The organism is uncultured Pontibacter sp., from assembly GCF_947502515.1.
GTDB lineage: Bacteria > Bacteroidota > Bacteroidia > Cytophagales > Hymenobacteraceae > Pontibacter.
In genome coordinates this window covers 43,080-59,910 of sequence record NZ_CANNAI010000010.1, presented here as the reverse complement: position 1 = coordinate 59,910, position 16,831 = coordinate 43,080, and the positions used below count along the sequence as shown (strand labels likewise).

Sequence of the window (16,831 nt, the reverse complement as noted above, 5' to 3'; positions counted from 1 at the left end):
CGATGAAGAAATTCTGGATACTGATAAAATTCGAATGGCTCAATTTTAGGGCCGATAAAGGGTTACTTATACTCACTATACTGACCCTTTTTGCAGGCTTGTATGGCATTTACTACGGCACCACGGAAATAAACCGGCAGCAGGAAAACATTGCTGCTTTGGATGTGCTGACGGAGCAGAACATTGAAGAGTTGAAAGCTAAGTACCCCAACGGGACTGATGCTGGCGATATTGGCTATTACCACGCCACCTTCGCCGTCAACCACCCGGACTCTTGGGCCAGTCTGTCGCTGGGGCAGCGCGATGTGAACCCGTATTACATCAAACTCCGCCTGCTCAACTTGCAGTCACAGCTCTACGACACCGAGAATATCAACCCCCTCAAAGTCTTGTCAGGTAATTTCGACTTGGCCTTTGTGCTGGTATACCTGTTTCCGCTGCTTATCATAGGCCTGTGCTTCAATATCCTGTCAGTGGAAAAAGAGCAGGGCACGCTGCCTTTGCTGCTCTCGCAACCCATCGGTCTGCCTTTGATTGTCGGTGCCAAGCTGACTTTCCGGATGATGCTGGTTTTGGGGATGGCCTTGTTGCTTTCCGTGGTGGCCATGGTCTGGGGGCAGGTTTCGCCGGATATGCGGGTTGCGTTTTGGTTAGGCGTTGTCGTGCTTTACTGCCTTTTCTGGTTTGGTGTGGCTTTCGTGGTGGCAGCCCTGCAGAAGAATTCCGCTTTCAATGCCGTAACACTGCTGGGAGTTTGGCTGCTGCTGACCATTATTATACCTGCGCTGCTAAACGTGTACATCGCCGTGAAGCAGCCAATGCCGCAGGCTTTGGAGCTCACCATCAAACAGCGGGAAGTCGTGCACGGCGGCTGGGACAAACCTAAGCGCGAAACCATGGACAAGTTCTTTGCCCTATACCCGCAGTGGACCGACACAACGGAAATTCAGGGACGCTTCGCCTGGCGCTGGTACTATGCCTTTCACCATCTGGGCGATGTGGCTGTGGCGGACTTGGCACTTGACTACCAGGAAGGATTACAGGCGCGCCATCAGCTGGTGGAACAATTGAATGTGTGGTCGGTACCGGTTAACGTGCAGACCATCTTTAATGCCATGGCTGGGTCTGATTTACCATCCTACGTGAGCTTCTTACAAAGCGCCACCCAGTACCACGATTCGCTCCGGGAGTTTTACTACCCTTTTCTGTTCAACCAGGTCAATTTCACAAATGCCGATTATGCGAACGAGCCACGGCACAGCTTTACCAGTTCACCTGATTTTGCGACGGTGCATGCAGGGCTGTATAAGCTCGCGCTGAGTGTGCTGCTGGTTTTTGCGGTAGGTATGCTGTTGTTTAGAAGGATAAAGGTGAGCGTCAAATAATCAAAGCTTTTTCATTATGCACTATTAGTTAAACATGAAATCCCCACTGTTTTGCAGCGGGGATTTGTTTTTATGGGTTTGGTAGTTTAATTGAATTAGCGGATTTCAAATGCGTTTAGCAGGCTCTACCTTTTTCTGTCAAACCACTTGATCAGGCTCACATACACCACTGCCTGCGGATAAGTGATCAGGAAACCGTACGTGAAACGAGAGGCCCAATCTGCATAGAAGTTGATGCTTTCCTGGGTGGCGATAAAACTGTTGACCAGGCAAAGTGGCGTGGCCACCAGGGCCACAAATCGCAGCGTGGGTTTTAAGTTCTTTATGAAAAAGTAATTACTTAATCTGGGCTTCAATAAAGGCAGTAAATTCTTCATCTCACTCGGTATTATAAATAAGTTACGTACCGCACTGCTAGAGCTGCAGTAGCAATTCGTAGTCGGATCAGGTATACCTTATTTTGACTTAAACTAAGGCAATGCAATTTACAAAAAAACAAGTTGATCGGGCGTGTTTTAACTGAGAATGAACACCTAACACCCCGAAACAAAAAGCCCCGCTAAGGATAGCAGGGCTCAGATTTAAGTTCTTATATAGTAGCTATACCCTGTAGCAAATTGCATTGATGTTCATGCCAGCCCCTACTGAAGCAAACAGGATAATGTCACCTTTGTTTAGCTGATGCTTCTCGTCCTGACCCCTGCTTACGATGTCGTAAAGCGTGGGCACTGTGGCTACAGAACTGTTGCCGAGGTAGTGGATGCTCATCGGCATAATGTCTTCCGGAATGTCACGGCGGCCGTACAGTTTGTAGAGCGCCTGGATCATGCCTTCGTCCATTTTCTCGTTGGCCTGGTGGATGAACACCTTTTTCAGGTCTTTGATGTCAACACCGCACATATCCAGGCATTCCTTCATGGCTTCTGGTACCAGCTTAATGGCGTACTCGTATACCTTGCGGCCCTTCATTTTGATGTAGCGCACGCGCGGATCACCATCCGGCATGTACGATTTGTTCATGTTGATATAATAGGCCTCCTCCACACTGTGGCTGCGGGCGCAACTGGCGAGTATGCCACTGCCATCTTCGGGCACTTCCTGGTACTCTATTACTGAGGCACCCGCCCCGTCACTGAAGATCATGCTGTCGCGGTCGTACAGGTCAATCACGCGGGAGAGGGTTTCGGCACCGATCACCAGTGCCTTTCGGGCCATACCTGCCTTAAAAAACGCCTCGGCCTGAATCACGCCCTGCACCCAACCCGGACAGCCAAACAGGATGTCGTACGCCACACAGTCTGGACTCTTGATCTTCAGGTTATGCTTTACACGACTAGCCAGCGCAGGCACGGCATCAGACTGAATAGTACCCTCGATCACGTTGCCGAAGTTGTGCGCCACAATGATCATGTCCAGGGTTTCCGGGTCGATGCCGCTGTCCCGGATGGCCTCTTCAGCGGCCAGGGTAGCAATGTCGGAAGTGGTGAGGTGGGAGGCCACGTAGCGACGCTCCGCTATACCTGTGATCTTCTGAAACTTCTCGACCACCACATGCGGGCATACCCCGATCGGGACGTTCTGGTCAGTGTAAAAATTGTGAGAGGTAAAATCCTGGTTGGTTTTTACTTCTGTCGGGATATAACTGCCCGTGCCAGTGATAACGGATCGCCACATATTGGTAGGTTGAAAGGTGAAGGAATATCATCCGGGTGCAAGACCCTATAGCAACACAATATATTGATCCTCACTATATATGACAAGGAAAATTTTATAAAAGTGTTTGAACATTAATTCTCCTGTATACCCTGCCAGGTATAGCGCAATTTATCCGTTGATTTCTGCTACAAACAGCTTTGAATAACCTTTGTTAATTCTTCCATAAACAGGTGCATGTGGTAGCCATCGGCCAGCGCATGGTGCAGGCCAATGCTGATCGGCAGGTATACCTGGTCGCCGCGCATCTCCAGTTTGCCATAGCCGATTTTCGGTACACCCGGGTCTTCCTGACCAATCGAGAAGGCATGCTCCATACCTCTGAAAGTAAACCAGGGCAGGGTAGTCATGTGCAGCAGGTCTATACCTTGGTGGCCGTTGAAAAGCTTTTTGCTCTTTTTTACTTCGGCGATGATGGTAGCGCCGTTGGCACAGAAATCGGCCAGATTTTCGATGAAAGGAAAATGCGTGAAAGCGATCTGTTTATCGTCTTTGAGAATAGTAGTCGACAAATCGAGTCCGCTAAATTTTACCACCTGGCCGTTTTCGATGCGGAGCAGGAAGTTTTCCGTGGCGCGTGCAGCCTGTGTAGTGGCGTGCATATAGGCCAGCGAAATGGAAAGTCCGTGTTGTTTGCAATAGCGATAAAGTGGCGTAATATCCACCTCCGTGTGCACATTGAAAAAAGGCTGGGTGAAGGTGCTGAAAAAGCGAAAACTCTCTTCGCGTTCCCATCCCTCAATAGGTATGATTTCTTTGTTGTAGCGGTTTTGCATGTATAAATAGGACCGACTTTGAGCAGCCTGTCGTTGATAAACGAAAACGCAAAGATAGGGGCTTACCTGCATTTCTAATTTTTTCCAGGTGTGAAATGCAAAAAGTATATGCTTTGTTATGAATATTCTTTTATATTTATAGCATAATACTTCTGATAACCTACTTTGCCTATGAACGAACTTATACAAGCTACCTTTTCCAGTGTCAACATCATACCGACGGCCTTACTGGTCTTTGTCATGCTGTATTGGCTTGCCGTGATCTTCGGCTTGCTGGACCTCGATTTTTTTGATATTGAAGTAGAGCCCGACGTGAATGCCGATGATGTGTCAGCCGTCAGCTGGCTCAACAGCGTACTTGCTTTCTTTAACCTGGGCAAGGTGCCATTCATGGTGTTCCTCACTTTCTTCGCACTGCCTTTCTGGGTAATCTCCATCTTGGCGAACCACTACTTCAACGACGGCTATACCTTATTAGGATGGCTATACCTGATCCCTTCGTTCGTGGCCGCTTTGTTCGTGGCTAAGTTCCTGACCATGCCTTTCGTGCGAGTGTTCGCCGCTATGGAAAAAGAGCATGAATCAGCGGCAGCTATCATCGGGCAGATCTGTACGGTGATGTTGCCTGCCAATGGCACTGACATGGGACAGGCCGCTGTGAAAACAACGGGCGCACCACTCTTGCTGAATGTCAGAACAACCATGGGCTCCGCTGTGCAGAAAGGAGAAACTGCACTCGTGCTCGAATACAATGCTGAAAACAAATTTTACCTTATAGAACCTTACCAAACCATTTAATTCGCATGTTAGAATCTTTATCCCTGTCTATCGTCATTATGCTGGCGGTATTCGCTATTGGCTTAATAGTCTTTGTTATCAAAATGTACCAGAAAGCCATACAAGGCGAGGCTCTGGTACGCACCGGTCTGGGCGATACGAAAGTGTCCTTCTCAGGCATTTTTGTGGTGCCTGTTATCCACAAACTGGAAGTGATGGATATCACGCTCAAAACCATCGTCATCTCCAGAACAGCCTCTGAAGGCCTTATCTGCAAGGATAACATGCGTGCCGATATCAAAGTGAACTTCTTTTTGCGCGTAAACAAAACACCGGAAGACGTGATTCAGGTGGCGCAGTCCATCGGTTGTAAGCGTGCCTCAGACCACTCCGCCCTCGAGAGCCTTTTCGATGCCAAGTTCTCCGAAGCTTTGAAAACGGTAGGTAAGCACTTCGACTTTGTGGAGCTGTATAACAGCCGCGACGACTTCAAGCGCCAGATCATCCAGACCATCGGCACCGACCTGAACGGCTATGTGCTGGATGACTGCGCGATCGACTACCTGGAGCAAACACCGCTGATGCACCTGAATGAAAACAACATCCTCGATGCTGAAGGTATCAAGAAGATCATCGATCTGACGGCTAAGCAGAAAGTGCAGGCCAACCTGATCGAGCGCGAGAAGCAGAAGACCATCAAGAAGCAGGACGTAGAAGCACAAGAGACCATCCTGGAGCTCGAAAAGCAATTGGCTGAGAACGAGGAAAAGCAGAAGCGTGAAATATCTAACATCAAGTCGCGCGAGTTTGCCGAGATGGAGAAAGTGCGCCATGAAGAGCGCCTGAAGGCAGAGAAAGCCCGCATCGCCACAGACGAGGAAGTGAAGATTGCCGAGCAGAACAAAGATCGACAGATCCTTGTAGCCGAGCGCAGCAAGCAGCGTACTGACGCCATTGAGACAGAGCGTGTGGAGCAGGCCCGTTTGCTGGAAGAAAATGAAAAACAGCGTATCGTGGCACTGGCGCAGATCGAGAAAGAAAAAGCGATCGAAGAAGAGCGCAAGAACATACAGGGCATCATACGCGAGCGCGTGACCGTGGAGAAAGCCGTGGTAGAGGAAGAAGAGAAGATCAAGGACACCAAGGCATTTGCAGAGGCTGAGCGTACGAAAGCGGTAGCAATTAAAAACGCCGAACGTGAAGCAGAAGAGTCGCTGGTGAAAGAGATCAAGAGCGCCGAAGCGGCCCGTCAGGCGGCGGAATTCCGTGCCAAGCAAATGCTGATCGATGCGGAGGCAGAGCAGGTGTCTTCTAACAACCGGGCGCAGGCCATCAAAACCATGGCAGAAGCCGAAGCAGCACAGGCGGCAGCTATCGGACTGTCAGAAGCACAGGTAATGGAAGCCAAAGCTCATGCACGTCAGAAAGAAGGCGAAGCGGAAGCACTGGTGATCAAAGCCAAAGCCAATGCACAGGCCGAAGCCGACGAGAAGCTGGGTATGGTAACTGCCAAAGTGACCAAAGAGAAAGGTATAGCCGAGGCCACTGTGGTAGAAAACATGGCGTCAGCAGAAGAGAAACGCGGACTGGCTGAGGCCCGTGTGATCGGCGAGAAGTTCACGGTAGATGCCAAAGGTATAGAGGAGAAAGCCGAAGCCATGCGCAAGCTCGATGGCGTGGGCAAAGAGCACGAAGAGTTCAAGCTACGTCTGGAGAAAGACAAGTCGATTGAACTGGCCCAGATCAACATCCAGAAAGACATTGCCGCTTCACAGGCCGAGGTAATTTCCGAAGCCCTGAAGTCCGCGAAGATCGACATCGTGGGTGGTGAAACCATGTTCTTCGACCAGATCGTAGGCTCCATTACCAAAGGCAAGCAGGTGGACCGCCTCGTAGGCAACAGCGAAGTGCTGAACACAGTGAAGGAAACCTTCTTCCAGCCGAACGGCAACGGGCACGTAGATTTCCGTGAGAACCTGCAGCAGTTCATCAACCAGTTCGGCATGACCTCCGATGATGTGCGCAACCTGAGCGTATCGGCTCTTTTGTTGAAGATGATGCAGAGTAGCGCAGACGAAGGCACACTCAATACCCTGAAGCAGCTGACCTCTGCGGCTACTGCCATGGGCATTGCTGATAAGCCGTACATTTCATTGAACTAACCTCACCCCAAACCCCTCTTCTGGAAACAGGAGAGGGGCTTTTATACCTGTGGTGTCGATCATATTAATGATAGAAGTTTTACAAATAAATAAGAAGCACCAGTTAAAGTCTATTTCTAATGGAGCATTAGTGATATTAGGCTATCCTATAGCTCTTCTGTTACTTTGGTTGAAAGAGTTAGTTTGGTCTGAGGGAAGAAGTGTGCTTTTAGAGCTAAACTTTTACTTTATCCTATTAGGGGCTTGTATTGTTTCCTTTCTACCAGCATTCTACTTACATATTGTTTACTATCTCACGAACAGGTATACAGTTGTAGAAGTATATAAGCAGCAGCAACAAATAACGATTATAGACAATAAAGGAAAGCATTTTATACATGCCTCAGATATAAAACAAGTAGTAAGGGTGGTTCAGCGAGATTACCGACTTCAAAAATGGGAGCAAAATTGGTTTCCTCTGCCATGGAGAAAATATGGATACTTGAAATTAGTTACCCATGACAATTCTGTCTTCTTTTTAACATCACTTATGCTTGACCCGATGAATCCGCCTATAAAAGAAACCGAGACCCAATACAAGATTCTACCCGACTTAGATGAAACTGTCATAGAAGAGTTGACAAATGCAGAGATTGAAGGCCAATTAAGGGAGGTCGTTGAGGAGTTTAAATCAAAATTTAAGAACCACTCAGAACAAGAGCTTGTGGAGAAGATTTCTAAAAAGGGGTATAGGAAAGAAGCAGTAATGGCAGCTAAGGAGCTTTTGCTAGAAAAATATACTTAACAACAAATACTAAGGTGCACCTATTCAAATTTCAATCAAGTCGTTACATAAGCCACTAGTACAAAATAAGCCGTGAAAACAATTGGCTTTTACCAAAGCCAAAAACTTACCACCATTTAAAATTTAATCCTCCACCCACATGGAAGATACCAATACCGCCACTACCGCAGCTGCCGAAAACGTGCAGCTCGAAGGGGGCACTTATGAAATCTTACGGAACCGTCTACAGAAAAGCGGGACTGAACTGCGCACGCAACTCGAGCAGTTGAACCAGGAGCGGAAGAGCGTGTTCGGGGCGATCGAGACGAAATTGATCACGACCGAGCGCATCACGACCGAGAACAACTGCGTGCCTTGGGACATGGTACCCGTGGGCTATACCTTGCTGTTTGGCTACAACGTATACCTTGGCCTCAAGTCGGAGGTGGAGCTGTCGGATGTGTTTGGCGTCTATACCTATGAGGGCCACAGCTTCCACCAGCAGCCGCTCGACTTGCTGCAGGACAAACAGTTTATTGAGGATTTCCAGAAGCTTTACAAGTACTATAAGAATACCCAGTTCGTAAAGTTTGCTCACATCGGCAACTACCTGTACATGGTATTCCGGGTGGGCAAGGGCCTGAACGATATCAAAACCTTTAAGTGGTTGCTTAAGGGCGACACGATCACCTACATCGACAACCGCAGCGACCACGAATATGTGTTCCCCAACCAGCATGACTTTAGCTGGAAGCGTACCACCCGCGAGGCGCAGCGCAAAGGCAAGCACCCGCACGTGTCCATTGAGGACAAGGTGTTTGTGGAGACGGTTGGCGGCGACCTGACTATCAAGGTAGAAGACAACACCGACTCGGGCCGCGGCATTTACTCGGAAGAGGTAGAGGATAAAGACCAGACGCTCGACGACTCGGAGATCTACTACGCCATTCTGGGCAACATCATTCTTCTGAAGATCCGACCGTACCGCGAGAACAATTACCGTTACATCGTCTTCAACTCCAAGCTGAAAGAGGCCCGCCGCATCGATGCGCTGGAGCACAGCTGCGTGCTATTGCCAGACGGACAGGGAATCATCTATGCCTATGGCTACTACCTGCAGACGGGTGAGTTCAAGCAGTTCGACAACAACCTGCAGGACATGCTCTTTGAGAAGCGCATTGCGTCCCCGAACGGCGAGGATTTCCTGTATGTGTTTTACAACAAGGAGACGAGCGTATACCTGTTGCTGTCTTATAACCTGATCACGCAGCAGATCGAAACGCCGATCGTGTGCCACGGCTACGCTATTTACGAGAACGGGGAGTTGTGCTATTTCCGGGCCGACGAAGAGGCGCAGAAGCACCACGCCATCCAGATCTGGCAGACGCCTTACATCGGGCCGAACTTTACCATACCTGTTACACAGGAGTCCTACCTCTACAAGATCGGCAACAAGGATATTGTGCGGGCCATGGCCGAGAGCAACGAGGTGCTCACGCTCCTGCACAAAGAAGATTCCTACGCCAACCTATACCTCGACCTGATCAAGAAAACCACCGATGTGCTGGATTCTTACCATTGGCTGAACAGGGAAGAAACCTACAATCTGGCGGCTCCGCTCTCGGCTGTTCGGCAGACGGCCACGGCGGCGGTGGAGGAGTACGAAAAGGTGCTCAGCATCAAGAAAAACACGCAGGCACAGATAAGCCAAGTTCTAGGGCAGGCCGATGCGCTGATCCAGACACTGAAGTTCAAGAAGGCGGAGAGTATTAACGACTACGTGAAGTATCTGGCCGATTTGCGTGGCATACGTGGCGAAGTGATCTCGCTGAAAGAGTTGCGCTACACCGACCTGCCCTCTATTGAAAACTACGAAACGCAGCTGCAGCAATTTGCGCAGGAAACAGCCAATGGAGCTGTTGACTTCTTGCTGCAGCCCAATGCGCTGGCCCCTTACGAGAAGCAGGTAAAGGAGATCAACACGGTCATTGATTGTATAGCTAAGGTAGTCGAAGCCGATGCGACCGACAAGGAAATTGCGGCGGTGTCGGCGGAGCTGGAAATGCTGATCGATGTGGTGAGCAATCTCAAGATCGAAGACGCCACCCAGACCACCCGCATCATCGATACCATCTCGGCCATTTACGCCACGTTCAACCAGACCCGAGCCGCCCTGCGCCGCAAGCGCAAGGACTTGCTGAGTCAGGAGGGCAAGGCTGAGTTCAACTCTCAGATCAAGCTGATCAGCCAGAGCGTGGTGAATTACCTCGACGTATCGGACTCACCGCAGAAATGCGAAGAGTATCTGGCCAAGCTGATGGTGCAGCTGGAGGAACTCGAAGGCCGTTTTCCGGATTTCGACGAGTTCATTGAGCAACTCACCGTGAAGCGGGAGGAAATCTACAGTGCCTTTGAATCGAAGAAAGTGCAGCTGCAGGAGGCCCAGAATAAGCGCGCCAACAGTCTGCAACAAGCCGCCGACCGCATCCTGAAAGCCGTGCAGAACCGAGCAGGCAAGCTGACCTCGGTAAGCGAGATCAACGGCTACTTCGCCTCCGATCTGATGATCGAAAAGGTACGCAGCACGGTGGAAGAGCTCTTAGGTATAGGTGATACGGTAAAGGCCGATACCATCCAGAGTCGCCTCAAAACGCTGAAAGAAGACGCCATTCGGCAGCTGAAGGACAAGCAGGAACTGTTCGTGGACGGCGCCAACATCCTGAAGTTCGGCAAGCACCAATTCACGGTGAACACGCAGCCACTGGAGCTGAGCGTGGTGCACCGCGACGACGCGATGTATTATCACCTCACGGGCACCAGTTTTTTCGAGAAGATCACCGACGAATCTTTCCTGAGTTACCGCCCCGTGTGGGAGCAATCGCTGGTATCGGAGAATCAGCAGGTATACCGCGCTGAGTACCTAGCCTTTAAAGTGCTGGAAGCGGCGCAGGATACAGGTATAAACAGGCCGCAAAACGAGAACAGTCTACGTTACCTGAGCATCGACGAACTGCACAAACTCACTGAAGCCGAACTGACAGAGTATGTAAACAAGTTCATGGCCGTGCGTTTCAACGAGGGCTACCTGAAAGGTGTGCACGACCACGACGCCGCCCTTATTCTGGCCGCCCTGATCCGCCTGATCAAGACCGCAGACTTGCTCCGCTATACCTCCACCGACAGGGCCTGTGCACAGCTCTACTGGCTGGTATTTGCACCCGAGTCAAAAAAGAAATCGCTTACCCACCAGCTGCAAGGTATAAGCGCCATCCTGCAGGTCTTCCCCGACACGCACGAGTTCGACGATGTAAAGGCAGGTCTGCAGCAGGAGGTCTATACCTTTCAGCAGGAGACAGGGCTTTGCAAAAAAGCCAATGCGGCTGAGGCAGGCGAGTACCTGTTTTACGAGCTTACCCGCGGAAACCACTTCGTCATCGACAGTCAGGCGGATGTGCTCTACGATGGCTTCAAACATTTCCTGACGGAGCGGCGTGTGCTGGATCGTTTTGAGGAATCGGTAAAGGCACTGCAGGAGAATGTAGCACACCAGTTCGAACTGATCCAGCACTGGCTTAAGGCCTACATCGCGCAGGCGGGCCAGCACGACAAAGCCGAATTTGTGGCCGAAGTAGCGACACTGTTGCTCACCGACAGTTACAACACACAGCATGTGGTTCACACTGTGCTTAAGGAGAACCTGCAAGGGATGCAGGGCGCGCACCAGCAGGTACAGGGACAAAGCTACCAGCTAAACTACCACCAGTTCCTGCACCGTTTACGCGACTATACCTCCAGCACGGCTACGGCCTTTACCGCTTTCACGGAGCTCAAAAAGAACCTGACGCAACAGGCTGAGCAGGCACTGCGCCTGAACGAATTCAAGCCGCGGGTGCTCTCGTCGTTTGTGCGCAATAAACTGATCGACCAGGTATACCTACCGCTGATCGGTGCCAACCTGGCCAAGCAGATCGGTGCGGCAGGGGAGACCAAGCGTACCGACCTGATGGGTATGCTCTTGCTGATCTCGCCGCCAGGCTATGGTAAGACGACCATCATGGAGTACATCGCCAACCGTTTGGGCATCATCTTCATGAAGATCAACGGTCCCGCCATTGGCCACCAGGTAACGGCGCTAGACCCGAAAGAGGCACCCAATGCCGCAGCCCGTGAAGAGTTAGAGAAGCTGAACCTTTCCTTTGAGATGGGCGATAACGTGATGATCTACCTCGACGACATCCAGCATTGTAATCCTGAGTTTCTGCAGAAGTTCATCTCCCTTTGCGACGCCCAACGCAAGATCGAAGGCGTGTACAAAGGCCGCAGCAAAACTTATGATTTCCGGGGTAAAAAAGTATGCGTGGTGATGGCGGGCAACCCTTACACCGAAACAGGGGAGAAGTTCCGTATTCCTGACATGCTCGCCAACCGCGCCGACATCTACAACCTCGGCGATATCATCGGCGACACGGAAGATGTGTTCAAACTGAGCTACATCGAAAACTCCCTGACCTCCAACACCGTGCTCGCAAAGCTGGCGGCAAAGAGTCAGAAAGACATCTATACCTTGCTGCAACTGGCCGAAACAGGCAACAGCGAAGGGCTGGAGTTCGAGGGCAACCACTCCGCCGCCGAGCTCAACGAGTATGTGCTGGTGCTGAAAAAGCTGCTCAAGATTCAGGATGTGATCCTGAAAGTGAACCTCGAGTACATCCGCTCAGCGGCGCAGGCCGACGAGTACCGCACCGAGCCCGCCTTTAAGCTGCAGGGCTCGTACCGCAACATGAATAAGCTGGCCGAAAAGGTCATGCCGATCATGAACGACCAGGAACTGCAGACACTGATCTTATCGCACTACGAAGCAGAGTCACAGACGCTCACGTCTGGTGCCGAAGCCAATATGCTCAAGTTCAAGCAGCTAATCGGCATCATGACCGAGGCTGAGGCGCAGCGCTGGGAAGACATCAAAGCCACCTTTGTGCGCAACAACAAGCTCAAAGGCTTCGGCGGCAACAATCAAGTCGGGCAGGTGCTGACTGAGATGGAAAACATCTCCGGCGGACTGGCAGGAATACGCGACGTGCTAAGTCAGTTCAAGCCGAGTAAGCTAGAGGCAGCGGAGGAGCTGTAAGGTATAGCTTGTGTAAAAATGGAAATCCCCTGCAGGTATAATGTTGCAGGGGATTTTTTTATTTGGTTAGAGTTGGAATTGACTTAAGCTGTTGACCATCGATGACTGGAAGTGGCAAGAAAGTGGAAGCGAGTTCGCTCGTTTCAGTTTGTTTATGGCTTGTAATGGACATTTCGCTTTTTGGGTGTTCTTTGTCTCCAGAGCCAACTTTTGAGAGAATGGCCTCTAGTAGTGGCAGCATTTCATTCAGGTTTTTTGACTTGATCATAAAATTCCAGAGCGGCTCAAACTTTTTCCATCCTCCAGAGTAGAGCAGGTGCTTTAGCTTATGCTTGTGTGAGTCGTGCTGAAAACTTGCCTTAAAAATATTGGACCAGCTGTAAAATTCTTTGTAAGCCCAATCATATCCTGCCTTTAATTCGTCGGCTGTCAGGCGGGTGGTCTTATACACCACGCTTCTGGTATCATACAGGTCCCAGTTGCGAGTGAGTATGCGGCCCTGACTTTCCATGTCTTTGAAGAGCTTGGTTCCAGGATAGGGTGTCAAAACATGGTAGGTAGAGGTCGTTAACCCGTTTTGTACGCCCCAGTCAACCGTTCTTTTAAACACATCCTGGTCATCATCATCCAGCCCGAAAACGAAACTGCCATTGATCATAATGCCCAAGTCGTGCAGTCTGTTTACGGCCTTGATGTAGTCTTTCTGCAGATTCTGTTTTTTGTTGCTCTGCTTAAGGTTAGCCGGTGAGAAAGTCTCAAAACCAACAAACAAACTTCTTAAGCCAGCCTCAGCAGCTTTTTCTATCAGGTTGCCACGAAGTATGGAGTCTATGGTAGCGGCTCCCTGAAATACCCGGTTCATACCCTTCATACCTTCAAACAAGCCACTCGCGAATTTGGAATTGCCCAGTAAATGGTCATCCAGGAAATATAAGTGCTTACCTGGGAGTCTGTCTATTTCAGCCAGGGCATCATCCACGGCTTGTGTATAGAAGGTTTTTCCTCCTTCAAAAAAGGCATCCTTGTAGCAAAAGTCGCAGTGGTGCGGACAGCCTCTGGTCACTACAATCGAGTTGGGCACCAGGTAGCGGTTGCGCTTGATGAGATCTCTTCGGATAGGAGGTATCCCTTCGAGTGTCCGAATCATAGAGGTATATACCTTCTTAGGCACCTTATTTCTGAAGTCTTTCAGGAACTGTGGGAAAGTGTCTTCCCCTGGACCTAGGAAAATGGTATCAGCATGCTGCGCTGCTTCTTCTGGTAAAGAAGTTACATGGAGTCCTCCGAGCAGCACATAAGCCCCGCGCCTTCTGTAATGGTCGGCAATTTTGTAGGCCCTGTAAGCATTGGTAATGTATACCTGAATGATGACCAGGTCAGGGGTATCATCCAGGTATAGCTCCTCCACATGCTGATCCTGTAAGTCGATCTCATCGTCAGGTGAGAGGTAGGCCGCCAGCGTTGCTAACCCAAGAGGAGGAAACAGTGAATATTTTATAGGTCTCCAAAATGGGCTTTCAGCCTCTGCCAACGCAGGAAGTATCAGTTTGACTTTCAATTCTAATGTGGTGTTATCTGCCGTAAATAATTTAGTCTAAGAATACTCTAGACCAGTTCCTTATCTTCAACCACAGTAACCAACTGCTCCTGCAGACTCAGCAGACTGCCCAGGCATTTAGTGTATACCCGCTGCATGCGCTCGGCAACAGTTACGGTCTGGTTGATCAGCATATTCAGTTCTTCGCCCTGCAGCGAGTCTGCTGACATCCAGATCAGTTCTTCCTGCAGCAGGTACTTGCGCACCGACTGGGCTGTATCCACGTTCTGAAGCGCCGGGAATTGTAGAGTGTCTGCTTCTTTCAATATAGCCTCAAAGGCATCGCGGAGGCGGCGGAACTCCGTTGCAAACCACTTACCCTCCTTCTCAGACATGTGACTTCCTTTGCTGATGGCCGTATCGATGGTGTTTTGCAGGTTTTGCTGCTCCTGCTGCCAGGCGCTGAACTGTTTCACCCAAGCCACCAGGAAGGTATAGCGCTGCAATAACTCCGCTCTTTGTGCTGGCTGTGTTTGAGTCAGGAGGTAATGCACGGCAAATACTTTGGTGTCGAACCGCTGGTACCAGTCTTGGTCGCCCGGAAACTCCTGTAGTCTTTGCTCCAGCAGTGCCTGGGCTTCGTGAGGCTCGTAGGAAAAGCCGTTGTGCAGGGTATAGCTTTTGCGTTTGTCCTGCTTCTGAAGGATAAGCGATAGCGTCTGGATATCCTTATACCGGCCGCTGAGTTCCTCCATCTTCTGCTGCAAACCTTCCCCGTAAAGCGACTTTAAGGCGTCTGATAAAAGCTCTGTTGATATGCTGGCTGTCGCGACCAAAGCCTCAGGCTCCGAAAGATCCAGCTCGGTGAGCAGGCGGTTGTCGTATACACCAAGGTAGTGCGCTTTAAAAGTGGTTTCCTGCTGCTCTGCTTCAACAAAAGCCTGCACCTCTTCAGCAGGCGTGAAGGTGATGTTCGGGTGCAGTTGCAGGTTGACACGAAGCAGGTTCTGGGTAACGGTCTCTGCGAGTTTCTCTGGCTCGTTAAACAACAACCAGGGGGAACGCTCGTCTTCTATACCTGCAAAATAAGTGGCTTTGGCATTCTGCTCTCTTTTGTAATTAGAAGGGTGACTGGAATACATCTCAGCCAGGTGACCGTCTTCATCAGAAAAGATAAACCGAGCACCGGCAGTATGCTTAGGCAGGTTTTCCAGGAGCGACTGTCGGTAACTTTCGCGGGTCTGACTGAGATATTCTGCGGCTTTGCTTTGGTGATAAAACAAGTTGGAGGTATAAATCTTGTTATCGATAGCCGTGGTCAGGTGGTTGTTGGAATGGGCAAAGGCTTCGCTGGCAGGTCCCAGGCGATAGAGCGCATTTACAATCGCATCGCTGCCAGTCACGCTTACGGCTACACGGTCGGCGTTGTACTCCATCTGGCGCGAAAGTGATGCGTTTACCAGGTTTATCGCCTGGTAGATCAGGGCCATGAACTTGCGAATCAGCCACACTACCGGCATCAGCAACCAGCCAAAAACAGCCAGCTGAATGTTGGAGTTCTTCCATTTCTCCAGCAGCTCGTCCCACTTGTCGCGCTCGTACACGATGCTTTGGATGATGCTGTTGGCCATGTACACGTAGCTGCCCAACTTCATGCTGCTCTGCGAAAAGTGACCGAACTCGTGCGCCAGTACCGCTTTAAATTCTGTCAGGTTGATCGAGTTGACCAGCCCCAGGCCAATCAGCAGGTTTTTCTTCACTGGCAGGAAAAGGCTGAGGATGGTACTGTTATAAAACACACAGGCGTTGATCTCGTGATTCACGAACACTTTGTGGGGCAGGGGGGCATTGGTTTCGGCACAAAGCTGTCGGATGAAAGAGAAGAGCTGCGGGTGTTCATCCTCTGTTATTTCCACGTTCAGCGGGTTGTTGGTGTCGTGTTTCTTGAAGAGAAACTTCAGCATAAAACCGAACAGCATACCCGCCATACCTATAGCACCAAGCTTCAGCAGAATAGTCCACCTGTTGACTGTTTCCATTGGGTATAGAACGGCCAGGTATAGCAGGTAACCAGCCAAAGCCACCATCGCCAGGTATAGCACCAGGAACACCAGCATGGCCAGCAGTACATACACTACCTGGCTTTTGTAGGATGACGGGGGGAGTGTATAGCCAGCAGGTATACACTGAGGACTTTCAGGGTAAAGTTGTTTCATGAAAAGGTGGGTATAATTATTTCTTATACCTTAAATATAAGTATTATTCTATACCTGATACTTTACCTGATAAAGATTTTTTGCACCAATTGCGGTTCTTTTTTAGACCGATAGCATGAATGGCAAAAGTAAATTACAGTATCTAACTACGCTGGAGTGGATGATTTCTGTGGAAGTGGATGGAATATAGTTGAATGAAATTTGAGAGTGCCCGAGTGGCAAGGTATACACTGAAGTACCACCCTGTGCAATAAGCACGCAGTAGTTTGGCGGGCAAGGAAAAGCTGTAAGGAGATGTCTATAAAAAAAGAGTGCCCGGAAACCCAGGCACTCTTAACAAACAAACTAATCACTATTCTATCTATTTATACCTG

At 50.0% G+C, this 16,831-nt stretch carries 10 protein-coding genes; 5 read left to right on the top strand and 5 right to left on the bottom strand.

Translation table 11 applies throughout. The features are described 5' to 3' along the window. Positions 1–2 precede the first annotated feature (2 nt). The gene (locus Q1A54_RS19355) at positions 3–1,385 is read left to right on the top strand and encodes a DUF3526 domain-containing protein (protein WP_299991482.1); all 1,383 of its coding nucleotides are present in this window, start codon (positions 3–5) and stop codon (positions 1,383–1,385) included. Between the two features lie 125 nt (positions 1,386–1,510). Here Q1A54_RS19355 and Q1A54_RS19350 read toward each other — a convergent pair whose 3' ends face one another. The 3 genes from Q1A54_RS19350 to Q1A54_RS19340 all read right to left on the bottom strand — a co-directional run bounded on the left by Q1A54_RS19350 (position 1,511) and on the right by Q1A54_RS19340 (position 3,874). Continuing rightward, positions 1,511–1,762, bottom strand: coding sequence for a hypothetical protein (locus Q1A54_RS19350; protein ID WP_299991480.1), 252 nt, complete (start codon positions 1,760–1,762; stop codon positions 1,511–1,513). 223 nt (positions 1,763–1,985) lie between these two features. After that, on the bottom strand, positions 1,986–3,059 hold the full coding sequence (locus tag Q1A54_RS19345) for a 3-oxoacyl-ACP synthase III family protein (protein ID WP_299991477.1): 1,074 nt from the start codon (positions 3,057–3,059) through the stop codon (positions 1,986–1,988). Positions 3,060–3,226: 167 nt separating this feature from the next. Continuing rightward, positions 3,227–3,874, bottom strand: a complete 648-nt coding sequence (locus Q1A54_RS19340; protein WP_299991474.1) for a CatA-like O-acetyltransferase — start codon at positions 3,872–3,874, stop codon at positions 3,227–3,229. A gap of 171 nt (positions 3,875–4,045) precedes the next feature. On the opposite strand from Q1A54_RS19340, the gene Q1A54_RS19335 reads away from it, so the two are divergent. The 4 genes from Q1A54_RS19335 to Q1A54_RS19320 all read left to right on the top strand — a co-directional run bounded on the left by Q1A54_RS19335 (position 4,046) and on the right by Q1A54_RS19320 (position 12,704). Then, positions 4,046–4,672: an OB-fold-containig protein gene (locus Q1A54_RS19335; protein ID WP_299991471.1), complete on the top strand. Its 627-nt coding sequence runs from the start codon at positions 4,046–4,048 to the stop codon at positions 4,670–4,672. A 5-nt stretch (positions 4,673–4,677) separates the two neighbouring features. Next, positions 4,678–6,813 carry a flotillin family protein gene (locus tag Q1A54_RS19330; protein WP_299991468.1) on the top strand — a complete coding sequence of 712 codons (2,136 nt, stop codon included), beginning with the start codon at positions 4,678–4,680 and terminating at the stop codon, positions 6,811–6,813. Positions 6,814–6,880: 67 nt separating this feature from the next. Then, positions 6,881–7,597 (top strand): hypothetical protein, encoded by a 717-nt coding sequence (locus Q1A54_RS19325; RefSeq protein ID WP_299991466.1) that lies wholly within the window; start codon positions 6,881–6,883, stop codon positions 7,595–7,597. Between the two features lie 139 nt (positions 7,598–7,736). Beyond that, a complete protein-coding gene (locus Q1A54_RS19320) occupies positions 7,737–12,704 on the top strand; it encodes a DNA repair ATPase (RefSeq protein ID WP_299991463.1) in 4,968 nt (1,655 codons plus the stop codon). A 58-nt stretch (positions 12,705–12,762) separates the two neighbouring features. On the opposite strand, the gene Q1A54_RS19315 is transcribed toward Q1A54_RS19320, so the two are convergent. Together Q1A54_RS19315 and Q1A54_RS19310 are read right to left on the bottom strand one after the other, a co-directional pair. Further along, the gene (locus tag Q1A54_RS19315) at positions 12,763–14,262 is read right to left on the bottom strand and encodes a radical SAM protein (RefSeq protein ID WP_299991460.1); all 1,500 of its coding nucleotides are present in this window, start codon (positions 14,260–14,262) and stop codon (positions 12,763–12,765) included. Between the two features lie 47 nt (positions 14,263–14,309). Next, the gene (locus Q1A54_RS19310) at positions 14,310–16,457 is read right to left on the bottom strand and encodes a M48 family metallopeptidase (protein WP_299991458.1); all 2,148 of its coding nucleotides are present in this window, start codon (positions 16,455–16,457) and stop codon (positions 14,310–14,312) included. Between the last annotated feature and the right edge of the window lie 374 nt (positions 16,458–16,831).

Excerpts from the sequence above, each read along its gene's own strand:
- Q1A54_RS19355 (WP_299991482.1), top strand. The coding sequence starts at position 3 with ATGAAGAAATTCTGGATACTGATAAAATTCGAATGGCTCAATTTTAGG.
- Q1A54_RS19350 (WP_299991480.1), bottom strand. The coding sequence starts at position 1,762 with ATGAAGAATTTACTGCCTTTATTGAAGCCCAGATTAAGTAATTACTTT.
- Q1A54_RS19345 (WP_299991477.1), bottom strand. The coding sequence starts at position 3,059 with ATGTGGCGATCCGTTATCACTGGCACGGGCAGTTATATCCCGACAGAA.
- Q1A54_RS19340 (WP_299991474.1), bottom strand. The coding sequence starts at position 3,874 with ATGCAAAACCGCTACAACAAAGAAATCATACCTATTGAGGGATGGGAA.
- Q1A54_RS19335 (WP_299991471.1), top strand. The coding sequence starts at position 4,046 with ATGAACGAACTTATACAAGCTACCTTTTCCAGTGTCAACATCATACCG.
- Q1A54_RS19330 (WP_299991468.1), top strand. The coding sequence starts at position 4,678 with ATGTTAGAATCTTTATCCCTGTCTATCGTCATTATGCTGGCGGTATTC.
- Q1A54_RS19325 (WP_299991466.1), top strand. The coding sequence starts at position 6,881 with ATGATAGAAGTTTTACAAATAAATAAGAAGCACCAGTTAAAGTCTATT.
- Q1A54_RS19320 (WP_299991463.1), top strand. The coding sequence starts at position 7,737 with ATGGAAGATACCAATACCGCCACTACCGCAGCTGCCGAAAACGTGCAG.
- Q1A54_RS19310 (WP_299991458.1), bottom strand. The coding sequence starts at position 16,457 with ATGAAACAACTTTACCCTGAAAGTCCTCAGTGTATACCTGCTGGCTAT.